General features: G+C 43.9%; 18 protein-coding genes. 17 read left to right on the top strand and 1 reads right to left on the bottom strand.

The window, feature by feature from the left end; genetic code table 11:
- Nucleotide 1: 1 nt before the first annotated feature.
- The gene (locus ACLJNW_RS04740; RefSeq protein WP_024154577.1) at nt 2–2,764 is read right to left on the bottom strand and encodes a two component system sensor kinase; all 2,763 of its coding nucleotides are present in this window, start codon (nt 2,762–2,764) and stop codon (nt 2–4) included.
- Nucleotides 2,765–3,164: 400 nt separating this feature from the next.
- Here ACLJNW_RS04740 and spiC point away from each other — a divergent pair, with 400 nt between their 5' ends.
- From spiC to ssaJ, 17 genes are all read left to right on the top strand, one after another.
- The gene (gene spiC / locus ACLJNW_RS04735; RefSeq protein ID WP_001539910.1) at nt 3,165–3,566 is read left to right on the top strand and encodes an SPI-2 type III secretion system protein SpiC; all 402 of its coding nucleotides are present in this window, start codon (nt 3,165–3,167) and stop codon (nt 3,564–3,566) included.
- A gap of 1 nt (nt 3,567) precedes the next feature.
- Nucleotides 3,568–5,061, top strand: a complete 1,494-nt coding sequence (gene spiA / locus ACLJNW_RS04730) for an SPI-2 type III secretion system protein SpiA (RefSeq protein ID WP_000261293.1) — start codon at nt 3,568–3,570, stop codon at nt 5,059–5,061.
- A complete protein-coding gene (gene ssaD, locus ACLJNW_RS04725) occupies nt 5,042–6,253 on the top strand; it encodes a SctD family type III secretion system inner membrane ring subunit SsaD (protein ID WP_000323791.1) in 1,212 nt (403 codons plus the stop codon). Before spiA ends, ssaD begins: the two co-directional genes overlap by 20 nt.
- A gap of 7 nt (nt 6,254–6,260) precedes the next feature.
- A complete protein-coding gene (gene ssaE / locus ACLJNW_RS04720; RefSeq protein WP_000210201.1) occupies nt 6,261–6,503 on the top strand; it encodes a YscE family type III secretion system co-chaperone SsaE in 243 nt (80 codons plus the stop codon).
- Nucleotides 6,504–6,765: 262 nt separating this feature from the next.
- Nucleotides 6,766–7,092: an SPI-2 type III secretion system chaperone SseA gene (sseA, locus tag ACLJNW_RS04715; protein ID WP_000972855.1), complete on the top strand. Its 327-nt coding sequence runs from the start codon at nt 6,766–6,768 to the stop codon at nt 7,090–7,092.
- A gap of 6 nt (nt 7,093–7,098) precedes the next feature.
- On the top strand, nt 7,099–7,689 hold the full coding sequence (gene sseB, locus ACLJNW_RS04710) for an SPI-2 type III secretion system translocon protein SseB (RefSeq protein WP_000094435.1): 591 nt from the start codon (nt 7,099–7,101) through the stop codon (nt 7,687–7,689).
- Nucleotides 7,686–8,159: a SycD/LcrH family type III secretion system chaperone SscA gene (sscA, locus tag ACLJNW_RS04705; RefSeq protein ID WP_000711026.1), complete on the top strand. Its 474-nt coding sequence runs from the start codon at nt 7,686–7,688 to the stop codon at nt 8,157–8,159. Before sseB ends, sscA begins: the two co-directional genes overlap by 4 nt.
- A gap of 2 nt (nt 8,160–8,161) precedes the next feature.
- Entirely contained in the window at nt 8,162–9,616 is a 1,455-nt protein-coding gene (gene sseC, locus ACLJNW_RS04700) for an SPI-2 type III secretion system translocon protein SseC (protein ID WP_001079751.1), read from the top strand.
- Between the two features lie 15 nt (nt 9,617–9,631).
- Nucleotides 9,632–10,219 carry an SPI-2 type III secretion system translocon protein SseD gene (sseD, locus tag ACLJNW_RS04695; protein ID WP_000388329.1) on the top strand — a complete coding sequence of 196 codons (588 nt, stop codon included), beginning with the start codon at nt 9,632–9,634 and terminating at the stop codon, nt 10,217–10,219.
- Between the two features lie 2 nt (nt 10,220–10,221).
- Nucleotides 10,222–10,638: an LcrR family type III secretion system chaperone SseE gene (sseE, locus tag ACLJNW_RS04690; protein ID WP_000249606.1), complete on the top strand. Its 417-nt coding sequence runs from the start codon at nt 10,222–10,224 to the stop codon at nt 10,636–10,638.
- 51 nt (nt 10,639–10,689) lie between these two features.
- Entirely contained in the window at nt 10,690–11,124 is a 435-nt protein-coding gene (gene sscB / locus ACLJNW_RS04685; RefSeq protein ID WP_000979963.1) for a SycD/LcrH family type III secretion system chaperone SscB, read from the top strand.
- A 15-nt stretch (nt 11,125–11,139) separates the two neighbouring features.
- The gene (gene sseF / locus ACLJNW_RS04680; RefSeq protein WP_000690720.1) at nt 11,140–11,922 is read left to right on the top strand and encodes a type III secretion systems effector SseF; all 783 of its coding nucleotides are present in this window, start codon (nt 11,140–11,142) and stop codon (nt 11,920–11,922) included.
- Complete coding sequence (sseG, locus tag ACLJNW_RS04675; RefSeq protein ID WP_000805846.1) at nt 11,919–12,608, top strand: pathogenicity island 2 effector protein SseG; 690 nt, start codon at nt 11,919–11,921, stop codon at nt 12,606–12,608. The genes sseF and sseG overlap by 4 nt, the downstream gene beginning before the upstream one ends.
- Before the next feature lie 93 nt (nt 12,609–12,701).
- Nucleotides 12,702–12,917 (top strand): type III secretion system needle filament protein SsaG, encoded by a 216-nt coding sequence (ssaG, locus tag ACLJNW_RS04670; protein ID WP_000350226.1) that lies wholly within the window; start codon nt 12,702–12,704, stop codon nt 12,915–12,917.
- Nucleotides 12,895–13,185: an EscG/YscG/SsaH family type III secretion system needle protein co-chaperone gene (locus ACLJNW_RS04665; RefSeq protein ID WP_000444713.1), complete on the top strand. Its 291-nt coding sequence runs from the start codon at nt 12,895–12,897 to the stop codon at nt 13,183–13,185. The genes ssaG and ACLJNW_RS04665 overlap by 23 nt, the downstream gene beginning before the upstream one ends.
- An 11-nt stretch (nt 13,186–13,196) precedes the next feature.
- Complete coding sequence (gene ssaI, locus ACLJNW_RS04660; protein ID WP_023204056.1) at nt 13,197–13,445, top strand: SctI family type III secretion system inner rod subunit SsaI; 249 nt, start codon at nt 13,197–13,199, stop codon at nt 13,443–13,445.
- Nucleotides 13,442–14,191, top strand: a complete 750-nt coding sequence (gene ssaJ, locus ACLJNW_RS04655; RefSeq protein ID WP_000862874.1) for an SPI-2 type III secretion system apparatus lipoprotein SsaJ — start codon at nt 13,442–13,444, stop codon at nt 14,189–14,191. Before ssaI ends, ssaJ begins: the two co-directional genes overlap by 4 nt.
- Nucleotides 14,192–14,203 lie beyond the last annotated feature (12 nt).

Here is a 14,203-nt window from a genome sequence, read left to right as displayed (position 1 = left end):
ATTAAGTAATGGTGTAGTTTTTGAAGATCATACGTATTTTCTGGCGTAAGTCGGTTAGTTCCTCCAGCGCGATGATTTTCCCCATTTTTACGCGATTCTCAATGTCTATGACATAGCATACCAATTCAGTCTGCCCTATTTGACCTAAACAGCCTTTTAATGTGTGAATTAACTGATCGATTTTTTCTCCAGCCGATACGGCATTTTCAATATCAGCCAGCAAGAGGTCCAGTGATTGGAAAATCTTGCTATTAATGACCATATCATCTGTCGCCAGTAGCGCTGAGCAGCGACTTGGATCCTGCTCCTGTAGCTCTATATTTCGTAAAAGTTGGTATTCTGCGGCAATACTGATATAGCGAGCTAAGGTAGCCAACGTCACTGGTTTGGTAATGTAATGATGAATCCCATTTTTTTTACAACGATGAATATCTTCTGTCGCTACGCTAGCGGATAGCGCCACAAACATGCAGTCAGGATCTAAATTATTCGGCTCATCGTGCCATAATTGTACACATTCAATACCATCTATTTCTGGCATTCTAATGTCAATCAGTACTAAATCGAATCGTTGCTGTTGTGATAAAGTCAGAGCCTCGTTACTACTGGCGGCAACAGTGACGTGTTGTCCCAGGCTGACAAGCATTTTGCCGATGATATCCCGATTAATATCGGCATCATCAACCAAAAGAATCTGCAACTGCCAGGGAGGTAACAAATTATTTATTACTGGTATATTTGGTGTACACAATATTAACTGTTGCGCCAGGTCGTAGAGTTTTCCGGGGAAATACAAAAGCTCTGCGTTGAGAAGCGCATTTTGCTGGTGGGGTGGTTCGCCGCGTATTCCCCAGCAAGCCAGTTGCCGATGCAGGCAGAACGGCGCTGATAGTGTCCCTTTAATTGGTTGAGGCGGCTGGAATTCTTGTAAGGGTAATACTAGCGAGACACAGGTTCCAACCCCGGGGACACTTTTTAGTGTCAGATTACCGCCCATCATTTTAGCCAGGCTTGACGCAATAGTCAGTCCAATTCCTGTACCTTGCGAATTTGTGTCTGCTTGATAAAAAGCAGTAAAGATTTGAGACTGCTGCTGTATTTCAATCCCTTTACCGCTATCGCTAACCAGAAATATTAATTGTTCCTCATGACGCTTGACCGTCAGACGTATCCCTCCGGTTTCGGTAAATTTTACCGCGTTCCCGAGTAAATTAACCAAAATTTGCCGTAAACGGATACTGTCGGTATGAAAATAGAGAGGGACATGTTGACCGACAAAAGTACGTAATGACAGTTTTTTGCTTTGCGCTGGCCCCTGGATGGTTTGCATTGCCTGGTCCAGTAACGGCAGTAACGCTGTTTCTTCCATATGTAATGTGAAATGACCAGACTCGATGCGTGAAAAATCCAGCAGATTATTAATAATAGCTAACAAAGACAGTGTACAATTTCTGGCGGTATCAGCTAATCCTTGTTGCTCTATGTTTAAAGGGGTGGTTTGTAATAATTCAATTGCACCGAGTACGCCATTCATCGGAGTACGTAACTCATGACTTATTACCGTAAGATGAATGCTTTTACGTTTGTTAGCTCGCTCAGCGCGTTTTTTTGCTTCATTTAGCGCCTGGGTGCGCTCTGCGACTTTGTTTTCCAGATTGTCGTATTGGACTTGTAGAGTATCAAGCAGTTGGTTAAAAGCACCGGCAATACTATCTAATTCATCCAGTCGTTGTGCTGGTAAACGTGTGCTCAGCGGTGCAGTTGCGGTTTTATTAATGACATCGACAAAACGCCATAACGGTTTGGCCAGTGAGCGATGTAGTAACCAGCAAAAAGCCGACGTCATCAACACCAATGCTGTTAATGTAAAGGGGATTTGTTGAAGGATAATTTTTAAGATGCGATTATGTAGATTACCGTATGGGTACAGCGTAACCAGACTCCATCCGGGGCCATGCAAGGTTGTGCGTAATATCAGAAATCCGGGAATTTGCTGCCATCCATCATGCAGCGTTACATTTTCTAACTGTGTACGTATTTTTTGCGGGATGTATGAAAACGGCAATAAGTGGTTGTTTTGATCCAGCCATACTCGAATACTATCATCTAATGGTAGGTGGCTCTTAGTAATGAGATCGGGAAGTTTAACCGTCACCCCAAAAAATACGCCTTGCTGATCGGCAACCGCAACGGAAGCGTGCCATCCTTTGCCGTTTATGTATTCTGGTTCACTCCAGTAAAACCCGGCATGGGTTGGGTATAAAGGAAAGCTTTTTCGCGTTAAAGGCTGTAGAGTTGAATAATCTGAAGGGTTATCAGTAGATAATAACGAAATCTCATTTTTATGATTAAGAATAAAACTATCGCGACGAAAGCTTTTTTCATCGATATCAGAGGACTGCAGAAAGAGACGGTGCTTCTCTCCGTTTAGCGTCGGCGTGCAATTTGAAGGACCGACAGATAGATGCCGGCTCACCTCATGGAAAATATCGTTATGATGAATCTCAGTCGCTAATGAGCATTGATACATTAAATTTTTAGCGTCACGTTCAGCCTCTTCAAACCGTTGATTGCTTAGTACAATATTCATCTCGGATAGAACGGATAAATCCTCTATTATATGCTGCCGTTTCTGAACCATTGATATATAAGCTGCGGTAAGCACAGATAGCATCCAAATAATTATTGTTGTTAATAAAAATAAAAAAGTTAGCCTGATTACTAAAGATGTTTGCAGCGTATTCTTGAGATTGAGCAAATTCATAATGCTTCCCTCCAGTTGCCTGTTGCAAAATCTTTGGCACTTGATCACTATCGCAGTACATATAGTTTCATCAGAAGATTAATCGATGGTGTTATCATTAGGAAGATAAATTTCTTCATATATAACCCAGTCGATGACTACAATTACTTTTTAATAAGATGGCGATGTAAAAACATCGTAACAGTTTATTTAATAAATAATTTTTCAAATTGTAATTTTTTATGTCAATGCTGAAAGTGTAATTGTGAATTTATCGGAAAATCCGAATGATAGAATCGCCTGTGACAAGGTATATGTAGACAGCATCCTGATATTGTACAAGAAGAGTATAGTCGAAATAAATGTGAATCAGGCTTTTTACGGATGTGGTTGTGAGCGAATTTGATAGAAACTCCCATTTATGTCTGAGGAGGGATTCATGCTGGCAGTTTTAAAAGGCATTCCATTAATTCAGGATATCAGGGCCGAAGGTAATAGCCGATCCTGGATAATGACTATTGATGGGCATCCTGCCAGAGGAGAAATCTTCTCAGAAGCATTTTCTATTTCTTTGTTCTTAAATGACCTGGAAAGCTTACCTAAGCCTTGTCTTGCCTATGTGACACTACTGCTTGCAGCACACCCGGACGTCCATGATTATGCTATACAGCTCACAGCGGATGGGGGATGGTTAAACGGTTATTATACCACAAGTAGTAGCTCTGAGCTTATTGCTATTGAGATAGAAAAACACCTGGCTTTAGCTTGCATTTTAAAAAATGTAATACGCAATCACCATAAACTTTATTCGGGTGGGGTATAAAATGGTAGTAAATAAACGTTTAATCTTAATTTTACTATTTATACTCAATACAGTAAAGAGTGATGAGTTATCATGGAAAGGTAATGACTTCACCCTTTATGCCAGACAAATGCCATTAGCAGAGGTTTTACATCTGCTCTCAGAGAACTATGATACGGCTATTACTATTAGCCCATTGATAACAGCTACATTTAGTGGAAAAATTCCGCCTGGACCACCAGTCGATATTTTGAATAACCTGGCAGCACAATATGATTTGCTTACCTGGTTTGATGGCAGCATGTTATATGTATATCCTGCATCGTTATTAAAACATCAGGTTATCACTTTCAATATTTTATCTACTGGACGGTTCATTCATTACTTACGCAGCCAGAATATCCTTTCATCACCGGGATGCGAGGTTAAAGAAATTACCGGTACCAGAGCTGTGGAGGTGAGCGGTGTTCCCAGCTGTCTGACTCGTATTAGTCAATTAGCTTCCGTGCTGGATAATGCGTTAATCAAACGAAAAGACAGTGCGGTGAGTGTAAGTATATACACGCTTAAGTATGCCACTGCGATGGATACCCAATACCAATATCGCGATCAGTCCGTCGTGGTTCCAGGGGTCGTTAGTGTATTGCGTGAGATGAGTAAAACCAGCGTCCCGACGTCATCGACGAACAATGGTTCACCCGCTACACAGGCATTGCCCATGTTTGCTGCCGACCCACGCCAGAATGCAGTGATCGTTCGTGATTATGCGGCCAATATGGCCGGGTATCGGAAACTCATCACAGAATTAGATCAACGCCAGCAGATGATAGAGATTTCGGTGAAAATTATCGATGTTAATGCTGGAGATATTAACCAGTTAGGCATCGACTGGGGAACGGCAGTGTCGCTGGGTGGCAAGAAAATTGCGTTCAATACAGGTTTGAATGACGGTGGTGCTAGCGGTTTTTCAACGGTAATCAGCGATACCTCAAACTTTATGGTGCGTTTGAATGCCCTGGAAAAAAGCTCTCAGGCTTATGTACTTTCCCAGCCATCTGTGGTGACTTTAAATAATATCCAGGCTGTGCTGGATAAAAATATTACTTTCTATACCAAACTGCAGGGAGAAAAAGTGGCTAAACTTGAATCCATCACTACGGGTTCTTTGTTGCGCGTTACACCTCGCTTGTTAAATGATAATGGCACGCAAAAAATAATGCTTAATCTTAATATTCAGGATGGACAACAAAGTGATACGCAAAGCGAAACAGACCCACTGCCCGAAGTGCAAAATTCTGAAATTGCTTCGCAGGCCACATTATTGGCCGGGCAAAGTCTATTGCTGGGAGGATTTAAACAAGGTAAACAAATCCACTCGCAAAATAAAATTCCTTTATTGGGCGATATTCCTGTCGTAGGTCATTTGTTTCGCAATGATACGACTCAAGTACATAGTGTAATCAGGCTTTTTTTGATTAAAGCCTCAGTAGTAAATAATGGCATATCTCATGGTTAATCCAAAGAGCTCCTGGAAAATACGTTTTTTAGGTCACGTTTTACAAGGCCGGGAAGTATGGCTGAATGAAGGTAACCTGTCACTGGGGGAGAAAGGATGCGATATTTGTATTCCGCTTACTATAAATGAAAAAATTATTCTGAGAGAACAGGCAGATAATTTATTTGTTGATGCCGGGAAAGCCAGAGTTAGAGTTAATGGCCGCAGATTTAATCCAAATAAGCCGCTACCATCCAGTGGGGTTTTGCAGGTTGCGGGAGTGGCTATCGCGTTTGGTAAACAGGATTGTGAACTTGCTGATTATCAAATACCCGTTTCCAGATCAGGCTACTGGTGGTTGGCTGGCGTATTCTTGATTTTTATCGGTGGAATGGGGGTCCTGTTAAGTATTAGTGGTCAGCCTGAAACGGTAAATGACTTACCTTTGCGGGTTAAGTTTTTATTAGACAAAAGCAATATTCATTATGTGCGGGCGCAATGGAAGGAAGATGGCAGCCTGCAGTTGTCCGGTTATTGCTCGTCAAGCGAACAGATGCAAAAGGTGAGAGCGACTCTCGAATCATGGGGGGTCATGTATCGGGATGGTGTAATCTGTGATGACTTATTGGTACGAGAAGTGCAGGATGTTTTGATAAAAATGGGTTACCCGCATGCTGAAGTATCCAGCGAAGGGCCGGGGAGCGTGTTAATTCATGATGATATACAAATGGATCAGCAATGGCGTAAGGTTCAACCATTACTTGCAGATATTCCCGGGTTATTGCACTGGCAGATTAGTCACTCTCATCAGTCTCAGGGGGATGATATTATTTCTGCGATAATAGAGAACGGTTTAGTGGGGCTTGTCAATGTTACGCCAATGCGGCGCTCTTTTGTTATCAGTGGTGTACTGGATGAATCTCATCAACGCATTTTGCAAGAAACGTTAGCAGCATTAAAGAAAAAGGATCCCGCTCTTTCTTTAATTTATCAGGATATTGCGCCTTCCCATGATGAAAGCAAGTATCTGCCTGCGCCAGTGGCTGGCTTTGTACAGAGTCGCCATGGTAATTACTTATTACTGACGAATAAAGAGCGTTTACGTGTAGGGGCATTGTTACCCAATGGGGGAGAAATTGTCCATCTGAGTGCCGATGTGGTAACGATTAAACATTATGATACTTTGATTAACTATCCATTAGATTTTAAGTGAGTGGAAAATGACAACTTTGACCCGGTTAGAAGATTTGCTGCTTCATTCGCGTGAAGAGGCCAAAGGCATAATTTTACAATTAAGGGCTGCCCGGAAACAGTTAGAAGAGAACAACGGTAAGTTAAAGGATCCGCAGCAATATCAGCAAAACACCTTATTGCTTGAAGCGATCGAGCAGGCCGAAAATATCATCAACATTATTTATTATCGTTACCATAACAGCGCACTTGTAGTGAGTGAGCAAGAGTAAAGTAAAAATATCTTAGAGCCTATCCCACCAGGCGTTATTGGTGTAGCCAGCCTGGACACGGACAGCGTGCAAAAACCGGAGCGTACACGTAGCACGTGAGGTTTGACTCGCTACGCTCGCCCTTCGGGCCGCCGCTAGCGGCGTTCAAAACGCTAACGCGTTTTGGCGAGCACTGCCCAGGACCAAAATGGCAAGTAAAATAGCCCTAATGGGATAGGCTCTTAGTTAGCACGTTAATTATCTATCGTGTATATGGAGGGGAATGATGATAAAGAAAAAGGCTGCGTTTAGTGAATATCGTGATTTAGAGCAAAGTTACATGCAGCTAAATCACTGTCTTAAAAAATTTCACCAAATCCGGGCTAAGGTGAGTCAACAGCTTGCTGAAAGGGCAGAGAGTCCCAAAAAGAGCAGAGAGACAGAGAGTATTCTTCATAATCTATTTCCACAAGGCGTTGCCGGGGTTAATCAGGAGGCCGAGAAGGATTTAAAGAAAATAGTAAGTTTGTTTAAACAACTTGAAGTACGACTGAAACAACTTAATGCTCAAGCCCCGGTGGAAATACCGTCAGGAAAAACAAAAAGGTAAAGCATAATGTCTTCAGGAAACATCTTATGGGGAAGTCAAAACCCTATTGTGTTTAAAAATAGCTTCGGCGTCAGTAACACTGATACAGGAAGTCAGGATGACTTATCTCAGCAAAATCCGTTTGCCGAAGGGTATGGTGTTTTGCTTATTCTCCTTATGGTTATTCAGGCTATCGCAAACGATAAATTTATTGAAGTCCAGAAGAACGCTGAACGTGCCAGAAATACCCAGGAAAAGTCAAATGAGATGGATGAGGTGATTGCTAAAGCAGCCAAAGGGGATGCTAAAACCAAAGAGGAGGTGCCTGAGGACGTAATTAAATACATGCGCGATAATGGTATTCTCATCGATGGTATGACCATTGATGAATATATGGCTAAATATGGCGATCATGGGAAGCTGGATAAAGGTGGTCTACAGGCGGTCAAAGCGGCTTTGGATAATGACGCCAACCGGAATACCGATCTTATGAGTCAGGGGCAGATAACAATTCAAAAAATGTCTCAGGAGCTTAACGCTGTCCTTACCCAACTGACAGGGCTTATCAGTAAGTGGGGGGAAATTTCCAGTATGATAGCGCAGAAAACGTACTCATGAAAAAAGACCCGACCCTACAACAGGCACATGACACGATGCGGTTTTTCCGGCGTGGCGGCTCGCTGCGTATGTTGTTGGATGACGATGTTACACAGCCGCTTAATACTCTGTATCGCTATGCCATGCAGCTTATGGAGGTAAAAGAGTTCGCCGGCGCAGCGCGACTTTTTCAATTGTTGACGATATATGATGCCTGGTCATTTGACTACTGGTTTAGGTTAGGGGAATGCTGCCAGGCTCAAAAACATTGGGGGGAAGCGATATACGCTTATGGACGCGCGGCACAAATTAAGATTGATGCGCCGCAGGCGCCATGGGCCGCAGCGGAATGCTATCTCGCGTGTGATAACGTCTATTATGCAATCAAAGCGTTAAAGGCCGTGGTGCGTATTTGCGGCGAGGTCAGTGAACATCAAATTCTCCGACAGCGTGCAGAAAAGATGTTACAGCAACTTTCTGACAGGAGCTAAAAATGAATCGAATTCACAGTAATAGCGATAGCGCCGCAGGAGTAACCGCCTTAACACATCATCACTTAAGCAATGTCAGTTGCGTTTCCTCGGGTTCGCTGGGAAAGCGCCAGCATCGTGTGAATTCTACTTTTGGCGATGGCAACGCCGCGTGTCTGCTATCCGGGAAAATTAGTCTTCAGGAGGCAAGCAATGCGTTGAAGCAACTGCTTGATGCCGTACCCGGAAATCATAAGCGTCCATCATTGCCTGACTTTTTGCAGACCAATCCCGCGGTTTTATCAATGTTGATGACGACATTAATACTCAGCGTTTTTGGTAATAACGCTCAATCGTTATGCCAACAGCTTGAGCGGGCAACTGAGGTGCAAAATGCATTACGTGATAAGCAGGTAAAGGAGTATCAGGAGCAGATCCAGAAAGCGATAGAGCAGGAGGATAAAGCGCGTAAAGCGGGCATTTTTGGCGCTATTTTTGACTGGATTACCGGCATATTTGAAACCGTGATTGGCGCCTTAAAAGTTGTGGAAGGTTTTCTGTCCGGTAATCCCGCAGAAATGGCTAGCGGCGTAGCTTATATGGCCGCAGGTTGTGCAGGAATGGTTAAAGCCGGAGCCGAAACGGCAATGATGTGCGGTGCTGACCACGATACCTGTCAGGCGATTATTGACGTGACAAGTAAGATTCAATTTGGTTGTGAAGCCGTCGCGCTGGCACTGGATGTTTTCCAGATTGGCCGTGCTTTTATGGCGACGAGAGGTTTATCTGGCGCAGCTGCAAAAGTGCTTGACTCCGGTTTTGGCGAGGAAATGGTTGAGCGTATGGTAGGTGCAGGGGAAGCAGAAATAGAGGCGTTGGCTGAAAAGTTTGGCGAAGAAGTGAGCGAAAGTTTTTCCAAACAATTTGAGCCGCTTGAACGTGAAATGGCTATGGCGAATGAGATGGCAGAGGAGGCTGCCGAGTTTTCTCGTAACGTAGAAAATAATATGACGCGAAGCGCGGGAAAAAGCTTTACGAAAGAGGGGGTGAAAGCCATGGCAAAAGAAGCGGCAAAAGAAGCCCTGGAAAAATGTGTGCAAGAAGGGGAAAAGTTTCTGTTAAAAAATTTTCGTAATAAAGTTCTCTTCAATATGTTCAAAAAAATCCTGTATGCCTTACTGAGGGATTGTTCATTTAAAGGCTTACAGGCTATCAGATGTGCAACCGAGGGTGCCAATCAGATGAATACTGGCATGGTTAACACAGAAAAAGCGAAGCTTGAAAAGAAAATAGAGCAATTAATAACTCAGCAACGGTTTCTGGATTTCATAATGCAACAAACGGATGACCAAAAAAAGATAGAACAAAAACGCTTAGAGGAGCTTTATAAGGGTAGCGGTGCCGCGCTTAGAGATGTATTAGATACCATTGATCACTATAGTAGCGTTCAGGCGAGAATAGCTGGCTGGCGCGCTTAATCTGAGGATAAAAATATGGAAGCGAGTAACGTAGCACTGGTATTACCAGCGCCTTCCTTGTTAACGCCTTCTTCCACTCCATCTCCCTCCGGGGAGGGAATGGGTACTGAATCAATGCTTCTGTTATTTGATGATATCTGGATGAAGCTAATGGAGCTTGCCAAAAAGCTGCGCGATATCATGCGCAGCTATAACGTAGAAAAACAACGACTGTCCTGGGAACTGCAAGTCAATGTTTTGCAGACGCAAATGAAAACAATTGATCAAGCGTTTAAAGCATCAATGATTACTGCGGGTGGCGCCATGTTGTCGGGAGTGCTGACGATAGGATTAGGGGCTGTAGGCGGGGAAACCGGTCTTATAGCGGGTCAAGCCGTAGGACACACCGCTGGGGGAGTCATGGGCCTGGGGGCCGGTGTAGCGCAACGTCAAAGTGATCAAGATAAAGCGATTGCCGACCTGCAACAAAATGGGGCCCAATCTTATAATAAATCCCTGACGGACATTATGGAGAAAGCAACTGAAATTATGCAGCAAATCATCGGCGTGGGGTCGTCACTGGTCACGGTTCTTGCTGAAATACTCCGGGCATTAACGAGGTAAATATGGTGCAAGAAATAGAGCAATGGTTGCGTCGGCATCAGGTGTTTACTGAGCCTGCATATTTAGGGGAGACCGCCATATTACTTGGGCAGCAGTTTATATTATCGCCTTACCTGGTGATCTATCGTATTGAGGCAAAAGAAATGATTATTTGTGAGTTTAGACGCCTGACGCCCGGGCAACCTCGACCACAGCAATTGTTTCACTTACTGGGACTTTTACGCGGGATATTTGTGCATCACCCGCAGTTAACATGTTTAAAGATGTTGATAATCACCGACGTTCTGGATGAAAAAAAAGCCATGCTACGCAGGAAATTATTGCGCATCCTGACAGTAATGGGAGCGACCTTTACACAGCTTGATGGCGATAACTGGACAGTTTTATCCGCCGAGCATCTTATCCAGCGACGTTTTTAAATGACCTTCCTGACGTAAATCATTATCACGTGAAAATAACAATCAATAGGTATGATGATGAAAGAAGATCAGAAAAATAAAATACCCGAAGACATTCTGAAACAGCTATTATCCGTTGATCCGGAAACCGTTTATGCCAGTGGTTACGCCTCATGGCAGGAGGGGGATTATTCGCGCGCCGTAATCGATTTTAGTTGGCTGGTGATGGCCCAGCCATGGAGTTGGCGTGCCCATATTGCATTGGCTGGCACCTGGATGATGCTTAAAGAATACACGACGGCCATTAATTTCTATGGACATGCCTTGATGCTGGATGCCAGCCATCCAGAACCGGTTTACCAAACGGGCGTCTGTCTCAAAATGATGGGGGAACCCGGGTTGGCGAGAGAGGCTTTTCAAACCGCAATCAAGATGAGTTATGCGGATGCCTCATGGAGTGAGATTCGCCAGAATGCGCAAATAATGGTTGATACTCTTATTGCTTAAATAACAGAACGAAATATGAAAATTCATATTCCGTCAGCGGCAAGTAATATAGTCGATGGTAATAGTCCTCCTTCCGATATACAAGCGAAGGAGGTATCGTTTCCTCCCCCTGAAATTCCAGCGCCTGGCACCCCCGCAGCCCCTGTGCTGCTTACGCCTGAACAAATAAGGCAGCAGAGGGATTATGCGATACATTTTATGCAATACACTATTCGTGCGCTGGGTGCGACAGTCGTGTTTGGGTTATCGGTTGCTGCAGCGGTAATTTCTGGCGGGGCAGGATTACCCATTGCTATTCTTGCGGGGGCGGCGCTCGTGATTGCTATTGGGGATGCTTGCTGTGCGTATCATAATTATCAATCGATATGTCAGCAAAAGGAGCCATTACAAACCGCCAGTGATAGCGTTGCTCTTGTGGTCAGTGCGCTGGCCTTAAAATGTGGGGCAAGTCTTAACTGCGCTAACACCCTTGCTAATTGTCTTTCTTTATTAATACGTTCAGGAATCGCTATTTCTATGTTGGTTTTACCCCTACAGTTTCCACTGCCCGCGGCTGAAAATATTGCGGCCTCTTTGGACATGGGGAGTGTAATTACCTCCGTTAGCCTGACGGCGATAGGTGCGGTACTGGATTATTGCCTTGCCCGCCCCTCTGGCGACGATCAGGAAAATTCTGTTGATGAACTTTATGCCGATCCCAGTGCGTTATTGGCGGAACAAATGGCATCGCTCTGCCAATCTGCTACTACACCTGCATTAATGGACAGTTCTGGTCATACATCTCGGGGAGAACCATGAAACCTGTTAGCCCAAATGCTCAGGTAGGAGGGCAACGTCCTGTTAACGCGCCTGAGGAATCACCTCCATGTCCCTCATTGCCACATCCGGAAACCAATATGGAGAGTGGTAGAATAGGTCCTCAACAAGGAAAAGAGCGGTTATTGGCCGGACTTGCGAAACGAGTGATAGAGTGTTTTCCAAAAGAAATTTTTAGTTGGCAAACGGTTATTTTGGGCGGACAGATTTTATGCTGTTCCGCTGGAATAGCATTAACAGTGCTAAGTGGTGGAGGCGCGCCGCTCGTAGCCCTGGCAGGGATTGGCCTTGCTATTGCCATCGCGGATGTCGCCTGTCTTATCTACCATCATAAACATCATTTGCCTATGGCTCACGACAGTATAGGCAATGCCGTTTTTTATATTGCTAATTGTTTCGCCAATCAACGCAAAAGTATGGCGATTGCTAAAGCCGTCTCCCTGGGCGGTAGATTAGCCTTAACCGCGACGGTAATGACTCATTCATACTGGAGTGGTAGTTTGGGACTACAGCCTCATTTATTAGAACGTCTTAATGATATTACCTATGGACTAATGAGTTTTACTCGCTTCGGTATGGATGGGATGGCAATGACCGGTATGCAGGTCAGCAGCCCATTATATCGTTTGCTGGCTCAGGTAACGCCAGAACAACGTGCGCCGGAGTAATCGTTTTCAGGTATATACCGGATGTTCATTGCTTTCTAAATTTTGCTATGTTGCCAGTATCCTTACGATGTATTTATTTTAAGGAAAAGCATTATGGATATTGCACAATTAGTGGATATGCTCTCCCACATGGCGCACCAGGCAGGCCAGGCCATTAATGACAAAATGAATGGTAATGATTTGCTCAACCCAGAATCGATGATTAAAGCGCAATTTGCCTTACAGCAGTATTCTACATTTATTAATTACGAAAGTTCACTGATCAAAATGATCAAGGATATGCTTAGTGGAATCATTGCTAAAATCTGAAGTTATTAGCGACGATGTTCGACGGTTGCTGCTGGAAATCATGTTTGCGGGCGTTAACCATAGCCTGATTTCCCAGGTACATGCGATGTTACCAGCGCTAACGGTTATTGTTCCGGATAAAAAATTACAGTTGGTATGTCTGGCATTATTGTTGGCGGGTTTAAATGAGCCGCTAAAAGCCGCGAAAATTTTATCGGATATTGATTTGCCAGAGGCTATGGCGCTGCGTCTGTTATTTCCTGCACCAAATGAGGGGTTTGAAAATTGAATATTTCTGATATGAGCGTAGTGCCTGTAAGCACTCAATCTTATGTAAAGTCCTCTGTAGAACCGAGCCAGGAGCAAATTAATTTTTTTGAACAATTGCTGAAAGATGAAGCATCCACCAGTAACGCCAGTGCTTTATTACCGCAGGTTATGTTGACCAGACAAATGGATTATATGCAGTTAACGGTAGGCGTCGATTATCTTGCCAGAATATCAGGCGCAGCATCGCAAGCGCTTAATAAGCTGGATAACATGGCATGAAGGTTCATCGTATAGTATTTCTTACTGTCCTTACGTTCTTTCTTACGGCATGTGATGTGGATCTTTATCGCTCATTGCCAGAGGATGAGGCGAATCAAATGCTGGCATTACTTATGCAGCATCATATTGATGCGGAAAAAAAACAGGAAGAGGACGGTGTTACCTTACGTGTCGAGCAGTCGCAGTTTATTAATGCGGTTGAGCTACTTAGACTTAATGGTTATCCGCATCGTCAGTTTACAACGGCGGATAAGATGTTTCCGGCTAATCAGTTAGTGGTATCACCCCAGGAAGAACAGCAGAAGATTAATTTTTTAAAAGAACAAAGAATTGAAGGAATGCTGAGTCAGATGGAGGGCGTGATTAATGCAAAAGTGACCATTGCGCTACCGACTTATGATGAGGGAAGTAACGCTTCTCCGAGCTCAGTTGCCGTATTTATAAAATATTCACCACAGGTCAATATGGAGGCCTTTCGGGTAAAAATTAAGGATTTAATAGAGATGTCAATCCCTGGGTTGCAATACAGTAAGATTAGTATCTTGATGCAGCCTGCTGAATTCAGAATGGTAGCTGACGTACCCGCGAGACAAACATTCTGGATTATGGACGTTATCAACGCCAATAAAGGGAAGGTGGTGAAGTGGTTGATGAAATACCCTTATCCGTTGATGTTATCGTTGACAGGACTGTTATTAGGAGTGGGCATCCTGATCGGCTATTTTTGCCTGAGACGCCGTTTTTGAGCCGACCTGATC

This window comes from Salmonella sp. SAL4457, assembly GCF_046548235.1.
Classification (GTDB): domain Bacteria; phylum Pseudomonadota; class Gammaproteobacteria; order Enterobacterales; family Enterobacteriaceae; genus Salmonella; species Salmonella enterica.
This window is presented reverse-complemented; position numbering and strand designations above follow the sequence as displayed.